Source organism: Senegalia massiliensis (assembly GCF_009911265.1).
In the GTDB taxonomy this organism is placed as follows: Bacteria; Bacillota; Clostridia; order Tissierellales; family SIT17; genus Anaeromonas; species Anaeromonas massiliensis_A.
On record NZ_QXXA01000018.1, the window covers coordinates 12,913 to 37,256 of the forward strand.

21 protein-coding genes, 2 pseudogenes and 1 riboswitch are annotated in these 24,344 nt (G+C 27.9%); of the genes and pseudogenes, 22 read left to right on the forward strand and 1 reads right to left on the reverse strand.

The window, feature by feature from the left end; genetic code table 11:
- Window positions 1-30: 30 nt before the first annotated feature.
- From D3Z33_RS14415 to D3Z33_RS14480, 15 genes and pseudogenes are all read left to right on the forward strand, one after another.
- Window positions 31-1,029: a helix-turn-helix domain-containing protein gene (locus D3Z33_RS14415; RefSeq protein WP_160198481.1), complete on the forward strand. Its 999-nt coding sequence runs from the start codon at window positions 31-33 to the stop codon at window positions 1,027-1,029.
- 121 nt (window positions 1,030-1,150) lie between these two features.
- Window positions 1,151-2,902 carry an ATP-binding cassette domain-containing protein gene (locus D3Z33_RS14420; protein ID WP_160198482.1) on the forward strand — a complete coding sequence of 584 codons (1,752 nt, stop codon included), beginning with the start codon at window positions 1,151-1,153 and terminating at the stop codon, window positions 2,900-2,902.
- Window position 2,903: 1 nt separating this feature from the next.
- On the forward strand, window positions 2,904-4,628 hold the full coding sequence (locus D3Z33_RS14425; RefSeq protein WP_160198483.1) for an ABC transporter ATP-binding protein: 1,725 nt from the start codon (window positions 2,904-2,906) through the stop codon (window positions 4,626-4,628).
- Window positions 4,629-5,275: 647 nt separating this feature from the next.
- Window positions 5,276-5,740, forward strand: coding sequence for a CtsR family transcriptional regulator (locus tag D3Z33_RS14430; protein ID WP_160198484.1), 465 nt, complete (start codon window positions 5,276-5,278; stop codon window positions 5,738-5,740).
- 4 nt (window positions 5,741-5,744) lie between these two features.
- Window positions 5,745-6,242, forward strand: a complete 498-nt coding sequence (locus tag D3Z33_RS14435; RefSeq protein WP_160198485.1) for a UvrB/UvrC motif-containing protein — start codon at window positions 5,745-5,747, stop codon at window positions 6,240-6,242.
- 12 nt (window positions 6,243-6,254) lie between these two features.
- Complete coding sequence (locus D3Z33_RS14440; protein ID WP_160198486.1) at window positions 6,255-7,289, forward strand: protein arginine kinase; 1,035 nt, start codon at window positions 6,255-6,257, stop codon at window positions 7,287-7,289.
- A gap of 5 nt (window positions 7,290-7,294) precedes the next feature.
- Window positions 7,295-9,739: an ATP-dependent Clp protease ATP-binding subunit gene (locus tag D3Z33_RS14445; RefSeq protein ID WP_201750547.1), complete on the forward strand. Its 2,445-nt coding sequence runs from the start codon at window positions 7,295-7,297 to the stop codon at window positions 9,737-9,739.
- A gap of 141 nt (window positions 9,740-9,880) precedes the next feature.
- Window positions 9,881-10,296: pseudogene (locus tag D3Z33_RS14450) on the forward strand (hypothetical protein).
- Between the two features lie 107 nt (window positions 10,297-10,403).
- Window positions 10,404-10,688, forward strand: coding sequence for a class I SAM-dependent methyltransferase (locus D3Z33_RS16820; RefSeq protein WP_243153522.1), 285 nt, complete (start codon window positions 10,404-10,406; stop codon window positions 10,686-10,688).
- A 24-nt stretch (window positions 10,689-10,712) separates the two neighbouring features.
- Window positions 10,713-11,186: pseudogene (locus D3Z33_RS16825) on the forward strand (methyltransferase domain-containing protein); the annotation flags it as partial.
- Window positions 11,187-11,375: 189 nt separating this feature from the next.
- Complete coding sequence (locus tag D3Z33_RS14460) at window positions 11,376-11,555, forward strand: hypothetical protein (protein WP_160198488.1); 180 nt, start codon at window positions 11,376-11,378, stop codon at window positions 11,553-11,555.
- Window positions 11,556-11,586: 31 nt separating this feature from the next.
- Window positions 11,587-12,831, forward strand: a complete 1,245-nt coding sequence (locus tag D3Z33_RS14465; RefSeq protein ID WP_160198489.1) for a D-serine ammonia-lyase — start codon at window positions 11,587-11,589, stop codon at window positions 12,829-12,831.
- Between the two features lie 39 nt (window positions 12,832-12,870).
- A complete protein-coding gene (locus D3Z33_RS14470; RefSeq protein WP_160198490.1) occupies window positions 12,871-13,743 on the forward strand; it encodes a DUF4349 domain-containing protein in 873 nt (290 codons plus the stop codon).
- A 134-nt stretch (window positions 13,744-13,877) separates the two neighbouring features.
- Complete coding sequence (locus D3Z33_RS14475) at window positions 13,878-14,816, forward strand: hypothetical protein (protein ID WP_160198491.1); 939 nt, start codon at window positions 13,878-13,880, stop codon at window positions 14,814-14,816.
- A gap of 39 nt (window positions 14,817-14,855) precedes the next feature.
- A complete protein-coding gene (locus D3Z33_RS14480; RefSeq protein ID WP_160198492.1) occupies window positions 14,856-16,340 on the forward strand; it encodes an amidase family protein in 1,485 nt (494 codons plus the stop codon).
- Between the two features lie 22 nt (window positions 16,341-16,362).
- Here D3Z33_RS14480 and D3Z33_RS14485 read toward each other — a convergent pair whose 3' ends face one another.
- Window positions 16,363-17,121, reverse strand: a complete 759-nt coding sequence (locus D3Z33_RS14485; protein ID WP_160198493.1) for an NADPH-dependent oxidoreductase — start codon at window positions 17,119-17,121, stop codon at window positions 16,363-16,365.
- A gap of 124 nt (window positions 17,122-17,245) precedes the next feature.
- A riboswitch (cobalamin riboswitch) is annotated at window positions 17,246-17,429 on the forward strand.
- Between the two features lie 270 nt (window positions 17,430-17,699).
- Here D3Z33_RS14485 and D3Z33_RS14490 point away from each other — a divergent pair.
- From D3Z33_RS14490 to D3Z33_RS14520, 7 genes are all read left to right on the forward strand, one after another.
- Window positions 17,700-18,020, forward strand: a complete 321-nt coding sequence (locus tag D3Z33_RS14490; RefSeq protein ID WP_160198494.1) for a CGGC domain-containing protein — start codon at window positions 17,700-17,702, stop codon at window positions 18,018-18,020.
- Window positions 18,021-18,036: 16 nt separating this feature from the next.
- Window positions 18,037-19,068, forward strand: a complete 1,032-nt coding sequence (locus D3Z33_RS14495) for an ABC transporter substrate-binding protein (protein ID WP_160198495.1) — start codon at window positions 18,037-18,039, stop codon at window positions 19,066-19,068.
- Window positions 19,069-19,071: 3 nt separating this feature from the next.
- Window positions 19,072-20,154: a FecCD family ABC transporter permease gene (locus D3Z33_RS14500; protein WP_160198496.1), complete on the forward strand. Its 1,083-nt coding sequence runs from the start codon at window positions 19,072-19,074 to the stop codon at window positions 20,152-20,154.
- Window positions 20,154-20,915: an ABC transporter ATP-binding protein gene (locus tag D3Z33_RS14505; protein ID WP_160198497.1), complete on the forward strand. Its 762-nt coding sequence runs from the start codon at window positions 20,154-20,156 to the stop codon at window positions 20,913-20,915. The genes D3Z33_RS14500 and D3Z33_RS14505 overlap by 1 nt, the downstream gene beginning before the upstream one ends.
- A 66-nt stretch (window positions 20,916-20,981) precedes the next feature.
- Window positions 20,982-22,367, forward strand: a complete 1,386-nt coding sequence (gene radA / locus D3Z33_RS14510) for a DNA repair protein RadA (protein WP_160198498.1) — start codon at window positions 20,982-20,984, stop codon at window positions 22,365-22,367.
- A gap of 138 nt (window positions 22,368-22,505) precedes the next feature.
- A complete protein-coding gene (locus tag D3Z33_RS14515; protein WP_160198499.1) occupies window positions 22,506-22,982 on the forward strand; it encodes a CarD family transcriptional regulator in 477 nt (158 codons plus the stop codon).
- Window positions 22,983-23,128: 146 nt separating this feature from the next.
- Window positions 23,129-24,238: a PIN/TRAM domain-containing protein gene (locus D3Z33_RS14520; RefSeq protein WP_160198500.1), complete on the forward strand. Its 1,110-nt coding sequence runs from the start codon at window positions 23,129-23,131 to the stop codon at window positions 24,236-24,238.
- The last annotated feature ends 106 nt before the right edge of the window (window positions 24,239-24,344 follow it).

Here is a 24,344-nt window from a genome sequence, read left to right on the forward strand (position 1 = left end):
ATTAAGTATATAAATAAAATAGGAGTTAAAATGGAAGAATATAGAAATATAAATGAAATATATTTTGATTTAATGGAAAATAACTTTTTAAATAAAACTGTAACAAAACCCACATCTGTTGAATACAAGGTAAAGGATTATTTAGGTTGTGGAGTTATAAATAGAATTATACTAAATAAGGGTCTAGAATTTTGTGTATGTAAAAACCATACTTTTAGTAGAAAACTTCTAAATTCCCAATTAAATGAAAAGCAATTTGTAGAAATTACTTATTGTATAGATGGAGAAGCAACTGTTAACTTAGATATTCATAAAGATTTTATTAAATTTAAAAAAGGCGATTTAATATTTTATAGGAATCACAATTTATCTCAATCAGAATGTTTTAATATAGAGTTGAAAAACTATACAGGTATTACAGTAGGTATAGATGATAATATGCTTAAGAAATTTTTCTTTTCTGAATGTGAGGAAACTATGCTAAAACAGTGGGAAAAATCTTTGAATGTCATATTTGGAGAATGTACTCACTTAAAAGTAAAAGCTCCTCCAGTGATAGAATGGGATATGAAAGAGCTGCTTAATTATAATTTTAAAGATGTTACAAGTTTTCTTTTGTGTCAAAGTAAACTTATAGAAGTTATATCTAAAAGCATAAACTATGGAATAAGTAAAAGAACAGATATAACTCTGACAAAGCTAGACAAAGAATATATATGCAAAGCTAAAGATATATTGACTAGAAATATAGAGTATCCACCTAGTATAGAAGCGTTGTCTGAAATGTGCAATACAAATTCTTACAAGCTAAAGAAAGGATTTAAAGAATTATTTAATAAGACACCATATGGTTATTTAAGAGAAGTTAGAATGTACAAAGGTAAGTACTTATTAGAAAATACAGATATGAATATATCAGAAATAGCTAGTTGTGTAGGATATACTAATCCTAGTAAATTTTCAGAAGCATTTAAAATTAAATTTAATATAACTCCCAGTGAGTATAGACAAGTTCATAAAAACATTTAAGTCCATAAATTATATTTAAATATTATTTATGGCTTTTTATTTTGGAGTATAAAAAATACTTAGTGGAGTTGAGAATCATTTTCAATAAATGTAAAATACGAGATAGAAGGGAGTGGAAAAAGTGAAAAAAGAGTCAAATTTAAGTTATTTACTATATTTAGCTGGAGGTGAAAAAGTAAAACTACTTTTATCAGTTATTTTAAGTGTTATAAGTTCGATATTAGCATTCGCACCTTTTATTATTATTTACAAAATGATAATGATATTATTTGAAGGTAATGTGGTTTATAAAGAGGTAGTTAATTTAGCAATATTAGCAACAATTATTATATTATTAAGGATAGTATTTTTTGTTGCATCAGGTGCATTTTCTCATGTGGCTGCATTTAATATTTTATACAATATAAGAATGAAAATAATAAAACACATGGGAAATTTAAATCTAGGTTTTTTTACAAATAAGACTTCTGGTGAATTGAAAAAAATCATAAATGAAGATATAGAAAAAATGGAAAACTTCTTAGCTCATCATATACCGGACATATCTGCAGCAGTAGTAGCACCACTTATTATGTTTATTTATCTTTTTTATCTAAACTATAAAATGGCATTAGTTTTATTGATCCCTATAGTTATAGGAATGGTAGCTCAAAGAATGATGTTTAAAGGTTTTCAAAAGAGAATGGCTCATTATTTTAATCTGCTTGAAAATATGAACTCAAGTATAGTTCAGTTTATTCAAGGAATATCTATAATGAAAGCTTTTAATGTATCTTCGTTATCTTTTGAGAGGTATAGGAAATCCATAGAGGAATATGCTGATTATTGGAAAGAGATAACGAATACTAATTCACAATCATATTCAATATTTTTAGTTATTATGGATTCAGGCTTGTTATTTACAATACCTTTAGGAGGTTACTTCTATGTTAATAGTGACATAGATTTAGGAACTTATCTATTGTTTATAGTTATAAGTATGGGATTTTTTAATTCCTTCAAAACATTACTAGAATTAGGGTCAAATTTTTCCATGATATTTGAAGGCGTAAAAAAAGTCAAAGACATTTTAGATATGCCTAAACAAAAATCAGGAACATATTTACTCGATAAAAATAAGAGTTATGATATAGAAATAAAAAATGTTACATTTAAATATGAAGATAAAGATGTATTAAAAAATATAAATACTAAGCTTGAAAAAGGAACTATCAATGCGTTTGTAGGTGCATCTGGAGCAGGAAAAACTACATTAGCACAGCTAATAGGAAGATTTTGGGATGTAAACAATGGAGATATATTAATAGACAATAAAAATATAAAAGATATATCTATGGAAAACTTAATGGAATCTGTAGCTTTTGTATTTCAAGATATATTTATGTTAAATGACACTATATACGAAAATATTAAAATGGGGAATGAAACTGTAACAAAAGAAGAAGTAGTAAAGGCAGCCAAGAAGGCTCAAATACATGATTTTATAATAACATTGCCTAATGGATATGAAACTAAAATAGGAGAAGATGGTATAAAACTTAGCGGTGGAGAAAAACAAAGAGTATCTATAGCAAGGGCAATATTAAAAGATGCTCCTATTATAATATTTGATGAAGCTACATCTTTTTCGGATATAGAAAATGAAAGAAAAATACAAATAGCTCTTGAAAATATGCTAAAAGGAAAAACAACTATAATGATAGCTCATAGACTTCACACTATAAAAAATGTAGATAAGATAGTCGTGTTTGATAAAGGAGAGATAAAAGAAGAAGGTAACCACAATAAATTATTAAGTAAAAATAGACTATATAAAGACATGTGGGAAACTTATATAGAAAGTGAAAAACTAGTAATAAAAGGAGGTGCTTAGGATGATAAGTATGATAAAAAGCGTAATAGGAGAAGATGCTAAAAAGTTACGACTACCAATTTTACTTATGTTTTTAGATAGTGTAGGTTTTATGGTTTTTATAGGCGTTTTATACAATGTACTTATGGATATAAACAATAATTCATTTAGCATGGATAAAGTTAAAATGTATACTGTTATTCTTATAATAGCCTTCGTATTTAGATGCATAATGGTAAGTGTAGGTTATAAGTTAAATCATCTTAGAGGGTCTGATATTATAAAAGATATGAGAGTAAGCTTAGGAGATCATATAAGAAGTCTAAACTTAGGTTATTTTAATAAAAATAGTATAGGAAATTTAATGAGCATACTAACTTCTGATGTAACTGAATTTGAAAGAATTTTAACACATAGTTTAGGGGAAATTATAAAGGCAGTTGTGCTAATACCGTATATAACTGTAATATCATTTTTTATAGATACTAAAATTGCTCTAGCTCAACTTATAACTATAGTAATAGGTATACCTATTTTAAAAATAAGTGGTAATATGGCACAAAAGTTTGGGCTAAGAAAAAGAGCTGTATTAAGCGATGTAATATCTAGAATAATTGAGTACATAAATGGTGTAAAAGTATTTAAAGCACATAACCAAACGGGAGATAAATTTAAAAGGTTAGAAAGCTCCTTTAAAAATTTTAAGAAAGAGAGCATAATGATTGAACTTTCTGTAGCACCATTTGTATTGGCGTTTCAAATATTATCTGACTTTATACTTCCTGTAGTGCTATTAGTAGGAACATATACGCTTTTAGGAGGAAGTATAAATGAAAAAACCCTTATAACATTTTTAATTATAAGTCTTTCTTTAACAAATATATTAAAATCACTATCATTGCAGTATCCACAGTATAAAACATTAAAACTTTCAGCAAAAAAGATAAATGATGCTTATGCTAAAAAGCCTTTACAATACAGTACAGACAATGTAAATTTTAAAAATTTTGATATAGAGTTTAAAAATGTTTCATTTGCATATGAGAAAGATAAACAAATACTTAAAGGTATAAATTTTAAAGCTAAGGAAGGAACAACTACAGCATTAGTAGGCCCTTCTGGCTCTGGTAAAACTACTATAACTAGTCTTATAGCTAGATTTTGGGACAATGATAGTGGAGAAATACAAATAGGAGGAAATAATATAACTAAAGTAAATCCAGATTATTTACTTAAACAGATGAGTGTAGTATTCCAAGATGTATATCTTTTAAACGACACTGTATTAAATAATATTAAGTTAGGCAAACCAGATGCTAAGTATGAAGAAGTAGTAAGAGCAGCAAAGCTTGCTAATTGTCATGATTTTATAGAAGATTTTAAAGATAAATATGATACCATGATAGGAGAAGGGGGTTCTACTTTATCAGGAGGAGAAAAACAAAGAATATCAATAGCAAGAGCAATATTAAAAGACTCGCCAATTATACTTTTAGACGAAGCCACAGCATCTCTTGATGCAGATAATGAAATAGAAATACAAAGATCTCTTCAAAAATTAACAGAAGGTAAAACAGTAATAGTTATAGCACATAAGCTAAATACTATAGTAAATGCGGATCAAATAATAGTGCTTAATAATGGTGAAATTGAAGAAATAGGAAATCATGAAAAGTTAGTTAAAAATAAAAAGCGTTACTATAACATGTATAAAGAACAAGAAAAAGCTAAAGGGTGGGCTGTATAATCAATCTTATTTCTACATTAGTATCAGCTGAAGGAATAAATGAATTATTTAAATTACAAGAACAAATGCTATATTTATAAGAGATATAAAATCTAAAGTATTATTTGAACAGATTTGTGTAGTTTTTTAAGATAATTATCTATTTGGATAGATTATTTTAGTAGCAAAAATCCTACGCAAGCTAAGAAGTGGAATATACAAAATTAATATAGTTAACATATATTAAAACTTTACATGTAAGGAGAAGAAAGTAAACTAATTTTCTTCTCCTTTTTTATGTATGGAATGCATGGGCATAGGATACAGTAGTATTGATGTGAATATGACTTTGCATAAATTTGTTAATATTTTAATATACAGTCTTAGTTAGATATGTTAACTAAATTGAAACTATCAAAGGTTGATTAATTAATCATGGTTTATTAATTTATTTTCACTGTATTAAAAGTTTAGATGGTCTTAATATAGTAGAAAACATAAGAAAAATTGAGAAAATCATATATATTATAAAGTAATTTGGGTATAATTTATTTTAAACTGAGATTAAATTTAATTATTAGACTTGAATAATAAATAAGATATTATATAATGAAAATAAAGGTCAAACAAGGTCAAAGTAAAATTAAAGTGAATTTGGTGGGATAACTATGGCAAGAATTAGTGATATTATAGAGAAATTTATAGTTTCAATGATGACAGATACTGAAAAAGATATTTTAGAAATTCAAAGAAATGAATTAGCAGAACATTTTAAATGTGCTCCATCTCAGATAAATTATGTTTTAGCTACTAGATTTACTCCAGAGAAAGGATATTATATTGAGAGTAAAAGAGGTGGTGGCGGGTATATAAAAATAATAAGGGTTAATATCAAAGAAGAAAAAGACATTAGAAAGTTATTAATAAATAGCATAGGTAATAGTATTACAACTCAAAAATCATATAATATTATAGATAATCTTAATGAAAAAGAGTTTATAACAAATAGAGAGTCCTTAATTATGAAAAATGCTATAAGTAATAGTTCACTATCTTTAGTAGGGGAATATAAAAATGAATTAAGAGCAAAAATATTTAAGTATATGCTAATTTCATTGTTAAGTGAGGAGTGAAAAAATGATTTGTGATAGATGCGGAAAAAATCAAGCAACAGTTCATTACAAAGAAATAATAAATGGAAATAAGAAAGAAATGCATTTATGTGATGAATGTGCTCATAATAAACAAATATCTTCACCATTTTCAATTAATCAGTTACTTGCAGGATTAATTGATAGTGGATTTGATAAAAGTGTTGGATTCGATTATATGGAGCCTAAAAAGTGTGAAAATTGTGGGATGACTTATAATAGATTTAAACAAACAGGAAAATTAGGATGTAGTAAATGTTATGAAACATTTAATGAAAATCTAAATCCTTTATTTAAAAGAATCCATGGTCATGATACTCATAGAGGTAAAATACCAAATAGAGCAGGTAAAAGTATAAAATTAAGAAATGATATAAAAAAATTAACTAAAGAATTAAATAAGGCTATAGAAAATGAGGAGTTTGAAAAAGCTGCAGAATTGAGAGATGAAATAAGGGATCTTAGAGAGGATATAAAAGAGTAAGAGGTGATTTAAATGAAATGGTTAGATTGTGATAGTTGCGATCAAGATATAGTTGTAAGTAGTAGAATAAGACTTGCAAGAAATATAGAAAATATAAAATTTCCTCAAAAGATAAATAAAGATGATTCTGAGAGTGTAAAAGAACAAATAAAAAAAGCTGTAACAGAAAATGATGAAATAGGTAAAAATTATAGATATTATGATATGAAAAATTTAAATATAGTTGAAAGTAGAAAATATGTAGAAGATCATTTGATATCTCCTGGATTACTTGAACATAATAAAATTGGTGGTTTTTTACTGAGTGAAGATGAAAAATCCACAATTATGATAAATGAAGAAGATCATATAAGAATGCAAGTTTTGTATCCAGGATTTGAATTAGAAAAATGTTTTGATGAATCTAATAGAATTGATGATATTTTAGAAGGTAAAATTAAATATGCATTTGATGAAAAGATAGGTTATTTAACTTCATGTCCTACTAATATAGGTACTGGCATGAGGGCATCAGTGATGTTACATCTACCTTCACTTGTTATAACAAATCAAATCAATGGAATAATTCAAGCAGTAAATCAAATCGGTCTTACTGTGAGAGGTGTATATGGAGAAGGAAGTAATGCGATGGGTAATTTATTTCAAATATCTAATCAGACTACAATAGGTGAGTCCGAAGACGATATAATTCAAAAATTAAAGAATATAGTAAATCAACTTGTTAAAAATGAACGAAATGCTAGAAGTACTATCTATACTAATAATAAAATAAGAATGGAAGATAAAGTATGTAGATCACTTGGTACATTAAAAAATGCAAGAATATTATCTACTGATGAAGCAATGAGTCTATTATCGGATGTAAAATTAGGTATAGAAATGAGCATAATAGATAATATTGATAGAGTAATAATAAATAAGCTTATGATAGAAATACAGCCTGCACATATTTTAAATAGTGCAGATAAAGATTTAGATGCAAATGACAGAGATATATTAAGAGCAAAAATTGTAAGAGAATCATTAGAAGAGGAGGTAATTAAATAATGGCAATGTTTGGAAGATTTTCAGAAAGAGCACAAAAGGCAATTATATTGTCACAAGAAGAAGCAAAATCATTAAATCATAATTATGTAGGAACAGAACATTTATTACTGGGAGTATCAAAAGAAGGAGAAGGAATTGCAGCACAAGTATTAAATAAATTAGGAGCAACTACTGATAAAATAAAGGTAGAAATAGAAAAGAGACTTGGAAAAGGAAAAGAAGCTACAGAAGTCTTGGGCTTTACCCCTAGAACTAAAAAGGTATTTGAGTTAAGTTTTATGGAAGCAAGAAATATTGGTCATAATTATGTAGGTACTGAACATATATTACTTGGACTTATAAAAGAAGGAGAAGGTGTAGCTCCTAATCTATTAAAAGCTATGGGTATTGATTTAAATATGCTAAGAAATGAAATTATAAAGATGCTTGGTAATACAAACTCTAGTAGTGGATCTTCTGGAATGAATACCTCAGGAGGTAATAGAAGTAATACAAAAACACCTACATTAGATAAATACGGAAGAGATTTAACTGAGTATGCCAATGAGGGTAAATTAGATCCAGTTATAGGAAGACAAAAAGAAATTGAGAGAGTAGTTCAAGTGTTAAGCAGGAGAACAAAAAATAATCCTGTGTTAATAGGTGAACCAGGAGTAGGAAAAACAGCAGTTGCAGAAGGCCTTGCACAAGAAATAAATGAAGGCAAAATTCCAGAAATATTAAAAGATAAAAGAGTAGTTACTTTAGATTTAGCTTCAATGGTAGCTGGAGCAAAATATAGAGGTGAATTTGAAGATAGACTTAAAAAAATAATGGAAGAGATAAGAAATGCAGGAGATATAATACTTTTCATTGATGAAATGCATACCATAATAGGTGCAGGTGCAGCAGAAGGTGCAATTGATGCATCTAATATATTAAAGCCAGCACTTGCAAGAGGTGAACTTCAAGCAATAGGCGCTACAACTTTAGATGAATATAAAAAACATATAGAAAAAGATGCTGCACTTGAGAGAAGGTTCCAACCAATACAGGTAGAAGCTCCTTCAATAAAAGATACAGTTAAAATACTTGAAGGATTGAGAGATAGATATGAAGCACATCATAGGGTGAAAATTACAGATGAAGCCTTAAAAGCTGCAGCAGAATTATCTGAAAGATATATTACTGATAGACATCTTCCAGATAAAGCTATAGATTTAATTGATGAAGCAGCTTCACGTGTAAGAATTCAGACAATAACAGCACCTCCAGAACTTAAAGATATTGAATCAAGATTAGAAGAATTATCACAAGAAAAAGAAGAAGCAGTAAATACTCAAAACTATGAAAAAGCAGCACAATTACGTGATGAAGAAAAGAAACTAAAAGAAAAGTTAGAACAGGAAAGAAATGAATGGCAAAAAGATAAGAGATCAAAGGCTAATGAAGTTGGATATGAGGAAATAGCTCACATTGTATCTTCATGGACTGGAGTTCCTGTAAAGAAAATGACAGTTGAAGAATCAGAAAGATTACTAAATTTAGAAGGATTACTTCATGAAAGGGTAATAGGTCAAGATCAAGCTGTAAAAGCAGTTGCAAGTGCTGTAAGAAGAGCAAGAGTAGGGCTTAAAGATCCAGATAAACCTATAGGTTCATTTATATTTTTAGGACCAACAGGAGTAGGTAAAACTGAGTTATCTAGAGCACTTGCAGAGGCACTATTTGGAGAACAAGATGCGATGATTAGAATTGATATGTCAGAATACATGGAAAAACATTCTGTATCACGTCTTGTAGGTTCACCACCAGGATATGTAGGTTATGATGAAGGTGGCCAATTAACTGAAAAAGTAAGAAGAAAACCATATTCAGTAATATTATTTGATGAAATTGAAAAAGCACATCCAGATGTATTTAATATACTTCTTCAATTATTAGATGATGGTAGGCTTACTGATTCAAAAGGAAGAACAGTAGACTTTAAAAATACAGTTGTTATTATGACATCAAATGTAGGGGCATCTACTATTAAAAAACAAAAGACACTTGGATTTACAGCACCACAAGATGAAGAAAAAGCAGAATATGAAAAAATGCGTGATAATGTTATGGATGAATTAAGAAGAAGTTTTAGACCAGAGTTCTTAAATAGAATAGATGAAGTAATAGTATTCCACTCATTAAATCAAACTCATATAAATGAGATAGTAGAGCTTATGGTAAGAGACTTAGAAAAACGACTTAAGAAATTAGATATAGACATCAAACTAACAGATAATGCAAAAGAATATATAGGTAAAGAAGGATTTGATCCTCAATTTGGTGCAAGACCACTTGAAAGAACTATAAGAAAGAAAATAGAAGATAAACTTTCAGAAGAGATACTAAAAGGTGATTTAGAAAAAAGTGATAACATCCTAGTGGATTTAGATGAAAATGAAGAGTTAACATTTAGTAAAGAGTAATTAGAAAAAATTAAGGGCTAGTAATATTAATATTGCTAGCCTTTTTTATTTTTGGCTCTGTTAAAGTCTGTTGTTGATTAATTGGTTTATAGGAACTTATGTTCTGTAATGGGTTTAACTATATAAAAGTTGGTGATAAACGTGAGAGCAACTGATATTCTTAAAGCCATTCAAAAACTAAATCCATCAGAAAAGCAATGTTATAGCTGTAAAGCGTGTAAAAAGATATTTACTGACCTAACAAATACTACTCTATATCGAACACGCCATCTTAATCAATGGATTAAATTCATCGAATGTATGATAGAAGGATACTATCTTCGTAAATCTGCTGAAAAGGTATGGATATTTATCAATTCAAGTCTGATGATAAGGTTCGTACAAAGGGACTATACCATATCTAGAACGTTAACAATTATCTGGCTTGGTTTCAAGTGTTAGAATTCATTCAACATCAAAGGAATCCTATTACTATGAATGACTTGATGATTAAAGGAAATTTAATACAAAATATGGAGACATATGATATACTTAGGTTATCTAGATTCACGATATAAACAATACTGCTTGTTCAACTAACGGAGCAGGATTATTTAAGAATTGACATTCAATACTTAAATAATGTAATTCTTAGTATGAAACTATACAATTAGGAGGGGTTACAATGGATACGACACAACAGAACAGTAATGCTTGGGATAAAAAGGTAGAGGAAGGCTCTAGATACACTAAATCTGTAAGTCGTGAAATAATAGAAAAAAGTAAGTCAGGTGAATGGGAAATCACAGTTACCACAGAAAAATCAGTTCCTAGAAAATGGTTTCCAAAATCATTAGACGGGTTAAAGATACTTTGTTTAGCATCAGGTGGAGGGCAACAAGGCCCCGTTTTAGCTGCCACTGGAGCAGATGTAACAGTTACTGATATATCTAAAAAGCAACTAGAATAAGATGAAAAGGTAGCGAAACGTGATGGATTAACTTTGAAAACAATACAAGGAGATATGTCGGACCTTAGTGATTTCGAAGATGAATATTTTGATATTGTAGTAAACCCTGTATCTAATTTGTTTGTAAAAGATGTACAACCTGTATGGAATGAAGTTTCAAGAGTTTTAAAGAATAATGGAATTCTGATTTCTGGATTTACAAACCCTTTATTATGGATTTTTGATGACAATCAAGAAAGAAAAGGTATTTTAGATGTTAAACATTCTATACCTTCATCTACATTGGATTATTTACCAAAGGATGAAGTTCAAGGTTACATCGATTCTAGTCAAACAATAGAATATGCACATACTTTAGAAGACCAAATCCAAGGACAGATAGACGCTGGTTTTGTTATTACAGGTTTTTATGAGGATGATTTTGGCGGAACAAGAATCATTGATAAGCATATCAAAACTTTTATTGCTACTAGAGCAATTAAACTAAAAGTAGATTAAGAATTTCCTTGTTGCACTAACGGGTACGTTAGTTGAACAAGCAAATATTATAAAAATGAAACTTCCTAATTTATGGAAGTTTCATTTTTATAATAAATATCAACATTAAACTTTAACAGAGTCTTATTTTTAAAAGGATTTATATACTTTTTATAGAATAATATTAGTATATAGAGTTTTAATATAGGAATGAGAAAACCTAGTTTAAAGAAAATAATAGCTGCAAAAACTAGTATAAAAAGACAAATAGTACATCGTTCAGGACTTAAAATGCCTAAAGGATACGGCTGGTTAATAAATTCTAAAAAATATGCATATAATAAAACCTCATTTGATATTTTTAAAGTTCTTAAAAAGATATTTAAGTAAAAATTCATAACTAAAAAGGATGTGATTATAAATGGATATTATTGATAGATTAAAATCATTAAATGAAATAATTTGGTATAATCCCAATTATATAGCTTACCCGAATATGAATGATTTTTCTATTAATATAGAAGATGTAAAGAAAGCAGAGTCAAGGCTTTTGAGGTTTACACCTTATATTGAAAAAGTTTTTCCAGAGACTAAAGATGGAATTATAGAATCTCCTATAAATAGAATATATAAAATGAAAAATAAAATAGAGAATATTTTTGATACTAAAATATATGGAAATCTTCTTTTGAAAAGAGATGATCTGCTTCCTATAGCTGGTTCAATAAAGGCTCGAGGAGGAATATATGAAGTTTTAAAATATGCAGAAGAACTTTTGCTAAAACAAGGATTACTTAACATAAATGATGATTATAGAATATTAACAGAAGAAAAGTTTAAGAATTTCTTTTCACAATATACTATACAAGTAGGAAGTACAGGCAATCTTGGACTTAGTATAGGAATTATAAGTGCTAAGATTGGATTTAAGGTGATAGTACATATGTCATATGATGCTAAGAAATGGAAAAAAGATTTGCTTAGATCTAAAGGTGTTAAAGTAGTAGAGTATGAAGATGATTATTCTATAGCTGTTAAAGAAGGAAGATATTTATCTGATAGAGATCCTAAGAGTTATTTTATAGATGATGAAAATTCAAAAAATCTATTTTTAGGATATACAGTTGGTGGTATGAGAGTTAAAAAACAATTAGATAATATGGGAATTCTAGTAGATGAAGACAATCCTTTATTCGTATATTTACCTTGTGGAGTAGGAGGTGGTCCTGGAGGGGTTGCTTATGGACTTAAACTTGTGTATGGAGATAATGTAAAATGTTTTTTTGCAGAACCAACTCATTCTCCTGCAATGTTATTAGGGCTTGCAACAGGAAAATATGATAAAATTTCTGTCAAAGATATTGGATTAGATAATAAAACTGAAGCTGATGGATTGGCAGTTGGTAGACCGTCCCCTATTGCAAGTGAGATCATGGATAAACTTCTTACCGGAGCATTTACTATAGAAGATAAAAAGTTACATATCTTTTTAAAAGCATTATATAAATCAGAAAATATATTTTTAGAGCCTTCAGCATTAGCTGGATTTCTAGGCCCAATATTCACATCTTCTAAATATAAAGAAGAAAATATTACACATTTATGCTGGGGTACAGGAGGAAGCTTAGTTCCAAAAGAAGTGAGAGAAGAATTTTTGATGATATAAAGGTCCGAAGTATTAATAAATGATTGGAGCTGAATGATTATGAAAAAAATTACAAAATATTTTTTAATATTATTTTCTTTAATAATATTTATATCTTTATTTTCAGCTTGTAGTGGACAGGATGATGAAACTAATGAGTATTCTATGAATACTTTAGAAAAGGAAATTTCAGATGAAGAAGCTGATTTTAATACACCAGAAGTAGAGAGATCTGAAATAGCAGAGGGCGAAAAAATAATTTCAACTTATTTTATGAGCCTAGAAACACTTGACTTTGAAAAGACAAGATCAGAGTTAGAAAGTTTAATTGAAAAGCATAAATCTTTTATAGAAAATTCTAATGTGAATTTTAGAGGCTCTAGTTATTCTAAAAACTATAGATATGGAGACTATTCAATAAGAATTCCAGAAGAAGGTTTAGAAAAATTTAAAACTGACTTAAGTCAAATAGGAAATATAATTGAAGAAAGCAAAAACAATCAAGATGTAACAAAACTTTATAGAGATACAGAATCTAGATTAAAGCTAGTAACTTCAAAAGAAAAAAGATTGTTGGAACTTTTGGAAAAAGCAGAAAAAATAGAAGATATCATAGCTATTGAATCTGAACTTACTAATACTATTTATGAAAAAGAAAGATTAGAAAAAAGTCTAAAATCTATAGATGAAAAAATTGAATATACTACTTTAAATTTACAGCTAATAGAAGTAAGAAATTTTTCCAATACTGATAATGTAGATAATTCACTTATTACTAGATTGAAAAATGCATTCACTAATTCAATATTTGCTTTTAAAATAGCATTAGAAAACTTTATAATATGGCTAGTATATGCCTTACCTTATATATTAATTTTAGGTGTTTTAGTATTACTAGGTGTAATATTTATAAAGAAAAGAAAGAAAAAATAAATAAATGAAATCTAAGTTAAAGGCTATAAGATAATTATTTTATAGCCCTTTTCTGATATACTATAACTATAAAAAACTTAAGTTGAATAAAGAATTATTGTTATTAGAATTTTAAAGTTTAGGGGAGATATTATATGCTTACAGAAATAAATCAAGAAATACTGGTAATTAAAGAAAAATTAAGAGAAAATAAAAAGCTCAAATCATTGAAAAAAACAATAGAGGAAGAACTTGAAACAAAGAAAATTCAACAAAAAGAATTAAAGAAAATATTAGAAAAAGAAAGAAAAGACTTTGAAAAACTTGAAGATTTAAGTTTAAGTTCAATATTTCTATCATTAACAGGAAAGAAAGAAGAAAAACTTGATAAAGAAAAAGAAGAATATATTATAGCAAAACTTAGATATGAAGATTGTATTAAACAGATTAATGAGTTGGAAACCCAGCTAGATGATACTAACCAATTATTGATAAACTATGAAAAAGTTGATAAAAGATATGAGGATTTAATAAAAGAAAAGGAAGAATTATTAATTAGAGAAGGTGGAAATTTAGGGAATGAATTAAAAAATAAAATTTTAAATATAGATCAACTTAAAGTAGATATGAAAGAATTAAGAGAAGCTATAAATGCTGGTAAAGATGCATTAAGTTCTTTAGATCTTGTAGAAGAAAAACTTAATAGTGCAAGGAACTGGGGTACTTGGGATATACTTGGTGGTGGTCTAATTTCTAATATGGCTAAACATTCAGCCATAAATGAAGCAAATAATATAGCAAAAACTGCTCAATTTGACCTTAAAAAATTTAAAAAAGAATTATCAGATGTAAATGAATTTACAAGTATTCAGGTTAATTTATCTTCTTTTGTATCTTTTGCAGATTTTTTCTTTGATGGTATATTGTCTGATTGGTTTGTGCAGTCAAAAATAAAAGATTCATTAAACAATGTTAATGCAGCTATGAGAGAAATAGAGGTTATAATTTCAGATTTAAATCAAAATATTAATAAATTAGAAAATAACTTAAATGAATTAGAATTAGAAGTAAAAAATATTTTGAATAATATTTAATATTACTTTACAACATATTTTTATATAAAGGAGATAAGGATGAAAAAAGAAAAGTTTTGTTTAGAAGAAGCAACTATAGACTCAATTCATACTGAATTTAAAAATGGTAGCTTGACTTGTAAAGAACTTATAAAAAAGTACATAGATAGAATTGAAAAATGTGACAAAATAGGCCCTATGATTAATTCTGTAATTATGATAAATAAAAATGCATTTAAAATAGCAGATGAATTAGATGAAAAATTTAAAAAATCAGGATTAACAGGACCTTTGCATGGAATACCTGTATTGTTAAAAGATAATATTAATTTAGAAGGTACTGAAACTACAGCAGGTTCTATTAGCTTAAAAGAAGTAAAATCTGAAAAGAATGCTTTTATTACTAAAAAGCTAAAAGATGCAGGTGCTATAATAATAGCAAAAGTTAATTTACATGAATTTGCAATATGGGGTGAAACAGTAAGTTCCATACTTGGACAAACTTTAAATCCTTATGATTTAACTAGAACACCTGGGGGCTCTAGTGGTGGAACTGGTGCAGCAGTAGCTATGAATTTTGGTTTAATAGGGATAGGAACAGATACAGTAAATTCTGTAAGGTCTCCTGCTTCAGCATGTAATTTAGTAGGATTTAGACCAACTGTTGGGTTAGTAAGTAGGAGTGGAATTATACCTTATTCATTGACTCAAGATACAGCTGGACCAATTATGCGTACTGTAGAAGATACGGCAAAGGTATTAGATGCAATTGTTGGATATGATGTTAAGGATCCAATGACAGCATGGTCTATAGGAAATATCCCTAAAACTTATACAAAGTACTTAAACACAGAAGGATTGAATGGGAAAAGAATTGGAGTATTAAAAAGTTTTTTTGGTAATGAAGAAATACATAAACAAGTAAATGACATAATATATAGTAATTTAAAAGTTATGGAAGACAATGGTGCTGAGGTAGTAAATATTTATGAGAATATAGATGCTGATAAGTTAATAGAACAAACAAGTGTACATCTTTATGAATTAAAAGAAGACTTAAATGAATATTTAAAAGAGTTGGGATCAAGATCCAAAGTTAATTCACTTAATGATATAATAAAATCTAAGAAATATCATAAGGGAATAGAAAAAAATATTAAATTTGCAGAAACTATTGATAGAAGTATGCCTGAATATAATAAAAGAATAGTTAATAGGATTGAACTACAAAATTTAGTAATGGAACTTATGGCAAAATATAAATTAGATGCAATTTTATATCCTCATCAAAAAAGACCAGTTGTAAAAGTAGGTGAATCTCAAGTAGATAGAAATGGAGTATTAGGAGCTATAACTGGATTTCCTTCTTGCGTATTACCTGCTGGATTTACAAATCAAACGGAAACAGCACCGATTGGTATTCCGGTAGGTATAGAATTTTTAACTAGAGAATGGAATGAATCTGTATTATTTGAAATTGCATATGGTCTTGAACAATCAACTAAAAATAGGAAAAGTCCTGTTATAAATAAAAATATTGTTTAGGAAATTTCCTAAACAACATTTTTTATTTATCTTCAATTCTTAAATTAAACCCTTGATTTTTAACTACATTTAAAAGTTTACTTCTTTTTTCGTTTTCCATTTTAAGAATTTCAACTACTTGTTTACTAAATTCATCAAGAGATTTTGTTTCATTTCTTAAATCATAGTATTCCTTCATTTCTTTATCGTATTCCTTTATAGATTCTAGATAATTTTCTTGTTTTTTATACCTGTTTTCAAATACTTTAAGAGATATATCCATTCTAGGTTTTAACATAGGATATTGATCTGGATAACCAAAGCCAACTCCTACTATAGGAAATGTAAGTCTTGGAAGTTCTAATAGATCTATGATAGCTTGAGGGTCATTTAAAATACTTCCTAGATAAACAGTACCCATATCTAATGATTCAATAGCTGTAATCATATTTTGAGCAGCTATTGCACCATCTGTAAATCCTTGAAAAAATCTATCCATATCTTTTTTATGAGGTAAATTTTCCCCTAGTTCTTCTGATATTCTAGCATTTCTATATACATCAACTATAAATATAACTAGCTCTGGAAAATTTTTTATATAGTCTTGGTTACATATTTTACTTATCTTGTCTTTTGTTTTATCATCAGTTATACGAATTATGCTATAAGATTGCATAGCTATACTAGAAGCAGTACGATTTGCTACTTTAAATAATGTGTTTAAAGTATTTTCATCTACTTTTTTATTTTTGAATTTCCTAATTGTACGGTGATTTAATTGACTTTCGATAGTTTTATTCAATAAATCTCATCCTTTCAAATATAATAGATATCTAATATATTTTTTACCACTAATTTTAATTATCAAACTTTATTTTTGACGACAGAATTGACAACTTTAACTAATAATGATATATTATAAACAAATTGAATATAGCTATATTGGTACAATTTAATGTTAAATTGTTTAAAAGGGAAGTTCGGTGAAATACCGACACGGTCCCGCCACTGTAATAGATAGAATCTTATGAATACCACTATGATGAACATGGGAAGGTATAAGATTTGTTATTCTTAAGTCAGGAGACCTGCCAATAGTGTAAGCGCTGTTTATTACTCACGAGGATGAGGAGGTGTTATTTGATAATATCCTTTCTATGTCTAGAAAGGTTTTTTTATTAGTAATAAGTCAGCAAATATATGCTGATTTTTTTATGTTTAGATTACAATTACTACTATATAATACCTTATAATATTAGTAATTTAGAATAAATTCGTTATAAGTTATAGGATTAATAGAAGATCTATATTGTCAATTATAAGTGTTTAGTAGAACTATCCTATATAGAGTAATCTATTCATATGTTAGGAGTGAATTTAATGAATATAGCAATTGGAATATGTGAAAAGGTAAATGGAATTTGCACAACAATGGGATGTTTTAAAGCTTTTAATAATAAAGAAAAATATTTTAAAAGCTATAAAAATGAAGAAATAAATCTATCATCTTTTTTTACATGTCAAATATGTTCTAGTGAGTCAAAAGATTGGGTAAATGAATTAGCAGATAGATTTGTAAAAAATAATATATTTAAAGTACATATAGGTGTATGTATAGTAAAGTGTAAAGCAGAGAAGAAGGAAGAAATAGTAAATATATTTAAATCTAAAGGAATAAAAGTAATTGAGGGAACTCATTAATAGAAAGGTGAAATAAATGAAAAGAATAATTAAAAAACTAAGTATTTTTATATTGATAATTTTTTTAGTGAATTTAGTAGGATGTAGGAATGATAATAGTGATTCAAAAGAGTCAAATACTGAATCAACAGTTGTAGAAAAAAATGAATCCAATAAAAGCAATGAAAGTTCTCATTATCCTGTAACTGTTACTACTTATAATTGGGCTAAGGAGCCAGTGGAAATAACGTTTAATGAAGCTCCTCAAAGGGTAGTTGCAATATACCAAAGTGCAATAGAAACACTTTTAGCTTTAGATCAAGGAGATAAAATAGTAGCAGCTTCATATTTAGATGATCCAGTTAAAGAAGAATTTAAGGAATCATTTGATAAAATAAAATATTATAAGCAACTTCCAACAAAAGAAGAGATATTAGCATTGGAACCTGATTTTATTACTAGTTGGTATTCTTTATTTGCAGAGAAGGTTTATGGCGATGTTTCTTTTTGGCATGAAAGAGACATCAATACTTATATCCAGCAGAATAGCGGTGTTAAATCACCTAACACTTTAGAAAATGAGTATCAAGATATAATTAATATGGGAAAAATATTTAATGTAGAAGATAAAGCTAATAAGATTGTAAAAGAAATGAAAGAACAAATTGAAAAAGCTAAAGAAAGCGTAAAGAGTAAAGAAAAAGTAAAAACAGTTATTTTAGAAGTAGGAAAAGAAGGACAATATAGAATATATGGAGAAGATAGTATAGGTGGAGATATAGCAACTCAAGTAGGAGCAGATTTAGTTGCTAAAAAAAATATAGGGATGGAAGATTTGATAAATTTAAACCCTGATGTTATTTTTACAGTATATTATGGTGATTCAATAGATAGAGAAGAAGCAGTTAATAGCATAATGGATAATCCTGCTCTTGGAAGTATTTCTGCGGTTAAAAATGATAGAGTAAACCCTATTGTATTAAGTGAAGTTTATGCAAGTGGTATTAGAACTATGGATGGAATAAATACTATAATTGAAGGGATTTATCCAGATATGAAAGGTGAATAGATAATGGAAGATTCAAATAACCTTAAGAATAAAAAATGTTTAATAGAAACACCTACTTATATAGGTGTTTCTATTATTCTAGTTTTATTTTTATTATTTTCTTTTTTTTACTCAATAACATTTGGTTCAATAGATATTTCAGTGAAAGATATATATAGAATAATATTACATAAAATATTTAATATAGGTTCTATTGATAATTTATCAAGGGCAATTATTGATATTGTTTGGTTAGTAAGATTACCAAGGATAATTTTAGCCATAATTGTTGGAATGGGTCTTTCGGTTTCTGGAGTTATTATGCAAGCAGTTGTAAAAAATCCGTTAGCTGATCCATATATATTAGGAATTTCATCAGGAGCTTCACTTGGTGCTACTCTTGCTATAATGCTTGGCATTGGAACTACATTAGGTTCTAACTATGTTGGTATAAGTGCTTTTATAATGGCTTTTATAGTTTCAATTATGGTAGTTGCTTTAGCAAATTTAGGGGGAAGACCAACTTCTACAAAACTTTTATTAGCAGGTATGGCTATTAGTACATTATGTTCTTCATTTTCAAGTTTTATAATATATACTTCTGAAAACAGAGAGGGTATGAGAACTGTAGCTTTTTGGCTTATGGGTAGCTTTAGTGGAGCAAATTGGGATAACTTAAAAATTGCAATTCCTGTAGTAGTTATTTCTACTATATTTTTTATAACACAATATAGAACTTTAAATCTAATGTTATTAGGAGATGAAGTATCTATTACCTTAGGTACTGATTTACAAAGATATAGGCAATTTTATTTATTAATAACTTCAATTATTATAGGTTTTTTAGTGTTTAATGCAGGTATAATAGGGTTTGTAGGATTAATAGTTCCTCATATAGCAAGATTAATTTTTGGAACAGATCATAAAAAAATCCTTTTAATGTCAGCTTTGATAGGTTCTATTCTTCTGATATGGTCAGATGTTATATCAAGATTAATAATCCAAGGTAGTGAAGTACCAGTAGGGATAATAATATCATTAATCGGAGCTCCAAGCTTTGTATATCTTATAGTTAGTAGAACCTATGGTTTTGGAGGGAAAAATTAATGAATTTAAAAACTAAAGATATAGATGTTTTGTTAGGGAATAATCAAATATTAAAATCTATAGATATAAATGTTAAAAACAAAGAATTTGTTGGAATAATAGGTCCTAATGGAAGTGGGAAAAGTACATTTTTAAAATGTATTTATAGAGTATTAAAACCTAATAGTGGTACTATATTTATACAAAATAAAAATCTAAATAACTATCATGTAAAAGAAACTGCTAAGCTTATATCTGTAGTTTCACAATATAATGATACTCAATTTGATTTTACTGTACTTGATATGGTTTTGTTTGGAAGATCACCACATAAAAAAATTTTTGAAAAGGACAATAGTGAAGATCTTAAAATAGCATATGAATGTTTAGAACAAGTAGGTATGACTAATTATTCAAAAAGAAATTTTTCAACTCTATCTGGAGGTGAAAAGCAAAGGGTAATACTTGCAAGAGCACTTGCCCAAAAAGCCAAATGCTTAGTATTAGATGAGCCAACTAATCATTTAGATATAAAATATCAACTGCAATTAATGGATATAGTAAAGAAATTAAATATAACAGTGGTATCAGCTATTCATGACTTAAACATAGCTTCATTATTTTGTGATAAAATATATGCTTTAAAAGAGGGAAGGGTAATTGAATATGGAACTCCTAAAGAAGTGTTAACAAGAGAAACAATTAAAAATATTTATGACGTTGATTGTAAAATAGTTGAATCAGAAAATGGTAAAGTAAATATAATATATAATCCCTTATAAAAACAATAACAAAACATATGTTTTGTTATTGTTTTTTTGATATAATTGATATGTGAGGTGATAGTATTGGCAAAGACAAAAACTAAATTTGTATGTGATGAATGTGGATATGAAACTGCAAAGTGGATGGGAAGATGTCCTACATGTAATGAATGGAATACATTTAAAGAGATAATTATAGATAAAACAAATATTATAAGTTCAAATAATAAAAGACAATTGAAGAAAGCAAAGAGATTAATGGAAGTAGATTCAAAAGATAGCGATAGAATAGTTACAAGTATGAATGAGTTCAATAGAGTTTTAGGTGGTGGAATAGTAAAAGATTCTGTGATTATATTAACAGCAAAACCAGGTGCTGGTAAATCCACATTGTTACTTGAAGTATCTGGCGATTTATCAAATAAAGGATATAAAGTACTTTATGCTTCAGGTGAAGAAAGTGAAAGTCAAATAAAAAATAGAGCAAATAGAATCTTAAAGGATAAAATGGATAATATCTGGCTTTTGTCTGATACCAGTATGGATAATGTACTTACATCTATTGAAGAAGTTGATCCTGATATAGTTATAATGGATAGTATACAAACATTTTCACTTGAAGAACATAATTCAAAACCCGGTTCTCCAGTTCAAACTATGGAATGTGCAAATGCTGCTGTAAATGTAGCTAAAAATAAAAACAGACCAAGGGCTATTATTATGATAGGTCATATGACTAAAAACAATGAAATGGCTGGGCTTAGAACATTAGAACACTTAGTGGATACAGTTCTTTTCTTAGAAGGAGATAACGAAGAAGAACTTAGAATACTTACTCCTAAAAAGAATAGATTTGGTAGGACAGGAGAACTTGGGATATTTTCTATGGAGGAAGATGGTATGGTTCCTATAGAAAATCCGTCAGAGTATTTTATGACACGTAGAGAAGAGGATGAAGTAATTGCAGGTTCTGCTATATCTGTTATAAAAGAAGGATCAAGATCTATTATTGTAGAAATAGAATCCTTAGTATCAGCATCATTTACTCCATATCCATCTAGGATAGGGGAATGCCTAAGAAAAGACCAACTAAATACACTTATATCAATACTTGAGCAAAGAGGAGGAAGTTCTCTATATGACAAGAATGTAGTTATAAAGACTACAGGAGGACTTAAATTAACTGAAACCTCTGTTAATCTTGCTATTATAATGAGTATAGTTTCTTCCATAAAAAATAAAGGGATACCAAGTAATACTGTGTTTATTGGTGATGTAGGATTAACAGGAGAGCTTAAAAAAGTGCCTTCTATTGAGTCAAGAATAAATGAAATAGAGAGAATGGGGTTTAAAAAAGTATATGTTGCAGCCGACTCCTTAAAAGATAATATGAAGTTTAAAAATATAAAAGTTATAAGGTTAAAGACTTTACGAGAAGTTATAAATCATATATTCTTTAAAAACAAGTAAATTGTAGAATTTTATCAAATATTGTTACATTCAGTTGACAAACGTTTGAGTTATGTGGTAAAATGTTAAATTTGACAAGAAAGCTATAATATTGTATACTGTCTTTATGAGTATGTTTATAATGTGGGAGGGTTTTATATGTTTGATATTGGAGATAAAATTGTTTACCCTATGCATGGTGCTGGAATCATAGAAGGTATAGAAGAAAAAGAAATATTAGGTGAAAAGAAAAAATATTTTATTATGAAAATGCCCATGGGAGAAATGAAGGTAATGGTTCCTATGGATAACATAGAAGATATAGGGATTAGAGAAGTTATAAGCTTAGAAGAACTAGAACAAGTTTTAGCTGTACTAGGTGATGATAAAACAAAAATGCCACAAAATTGGAATAGAAGATTTAGAGCTAATATGGATAAAATCAAAAGTGGAGATATTTTTGAAATAGCAAGTGTAGTTAGAAATCTTTTAATTAGAGATAGAGAAAAAGGTCTTTCTACAGGAGAAAGAAAAATGTTAAATAATGCAAAACAAATGTTAGTAAGTGAAATAGTTTTAGCAAAAGAAATAGATGAAATTCAAGCAGATGAATTAATAGAAGATATAGTAAAATAGCGTCTATTTAGACGCTTTATTTTTAATTAGATATTGTTAAAAATTTGTAAAAATTATATTGGTTTTGCTTGATTTAATATAATCGTGGTAAATAAGTTATATATATTGTTTTTTTGGACATAATTAATTTATAGGAGGTGAAATGCTTGGTAAATAAAGTTTTGAGAATAATTTTGACTTTAACTGGATTTCTTTTGGGATTTGGGCTTGCATTGACAGTAGAAAATTTGGGCGTTTTAGATTTCATTGAAAGAGACGTTTTTTTATTAGTAAGTTATATTGTTATTAGTGCTTTAGTTGGAATTATAGTATTTATATTATCACCAAAAATCATAAATTTAGGTAACTCTATAGGATCTAGTGTAGAAAGTGAATTGCAAAGGATTCCAGCAACGGATATTATATTAGGTGCTGTTGGACTTATAGTAGGTTTGATAATTGCTTATTTAATATCACAACCTATATTTAATTTGGATATACCTTATATAACAGTGCCAGCAGCTGTGGTATTATATTTATTATTTGGATATCTGGGTATTAATGTTACTACAAAGAAAAGAGAAGATTTTGCAGTACTTACAAATCTATTTAAGAAATCTGCACCAAAAGAGGAAATTGTAAAAAAAGATTATCCTAAATCAAGAGTAAAACCAAAAGTGTTGGATACATCAGTGATAATAGATGGTAGAATTGCTGATATATGTGAAACGAAATTTATGGAAGGCCCCCTTGTTATACCAGAGTTTGTATTAGAAGAATTACAGCATATAGCAGACTCATCTGATTCCTTAAAAAGAAATAGAGGTAGAAGAGGACTTGATATTTTAAACAGAATACAAAAGGAAATAGACATAGAAGTTATAATTCATGATAAAGATTTTGAAGATATATCTGAAGTAGATAGTAAGTTATTAAAGTTAGGACAATTTTTAAATGGTATGGTAGTTACAAATGATTACAATTTAAATAAAGTGGCAGAATTTCATGGAGTAGAAGTATTAAACATCAATGAACTTGCAAATGCTGTTAAACCTGTAGTATTACCTGGTGAAGAGATGATTGTTCAAGTTATAAAAGATGGTAAGGAATCAGGTCAAGGTATTGCATATCTTGATGATGGGACTATGATAGTAGTAGATGGCGGTAGAAAGCATATTGGAGAAACATTGGATGTTATGGTTACTAGTGTACTTCAAACTGCTGCTGGTAGAATGATATTTGCGAAACCTAAATATATGATTGAACAAGCAGGATAAAACTCTGAATTTATTTCAGAGTTTTTTTATTTGTAATCAAAAATAAATATGACAAAAATAATATATTTTTTTATACTATATATGTTATACTAATGTTATTATTATG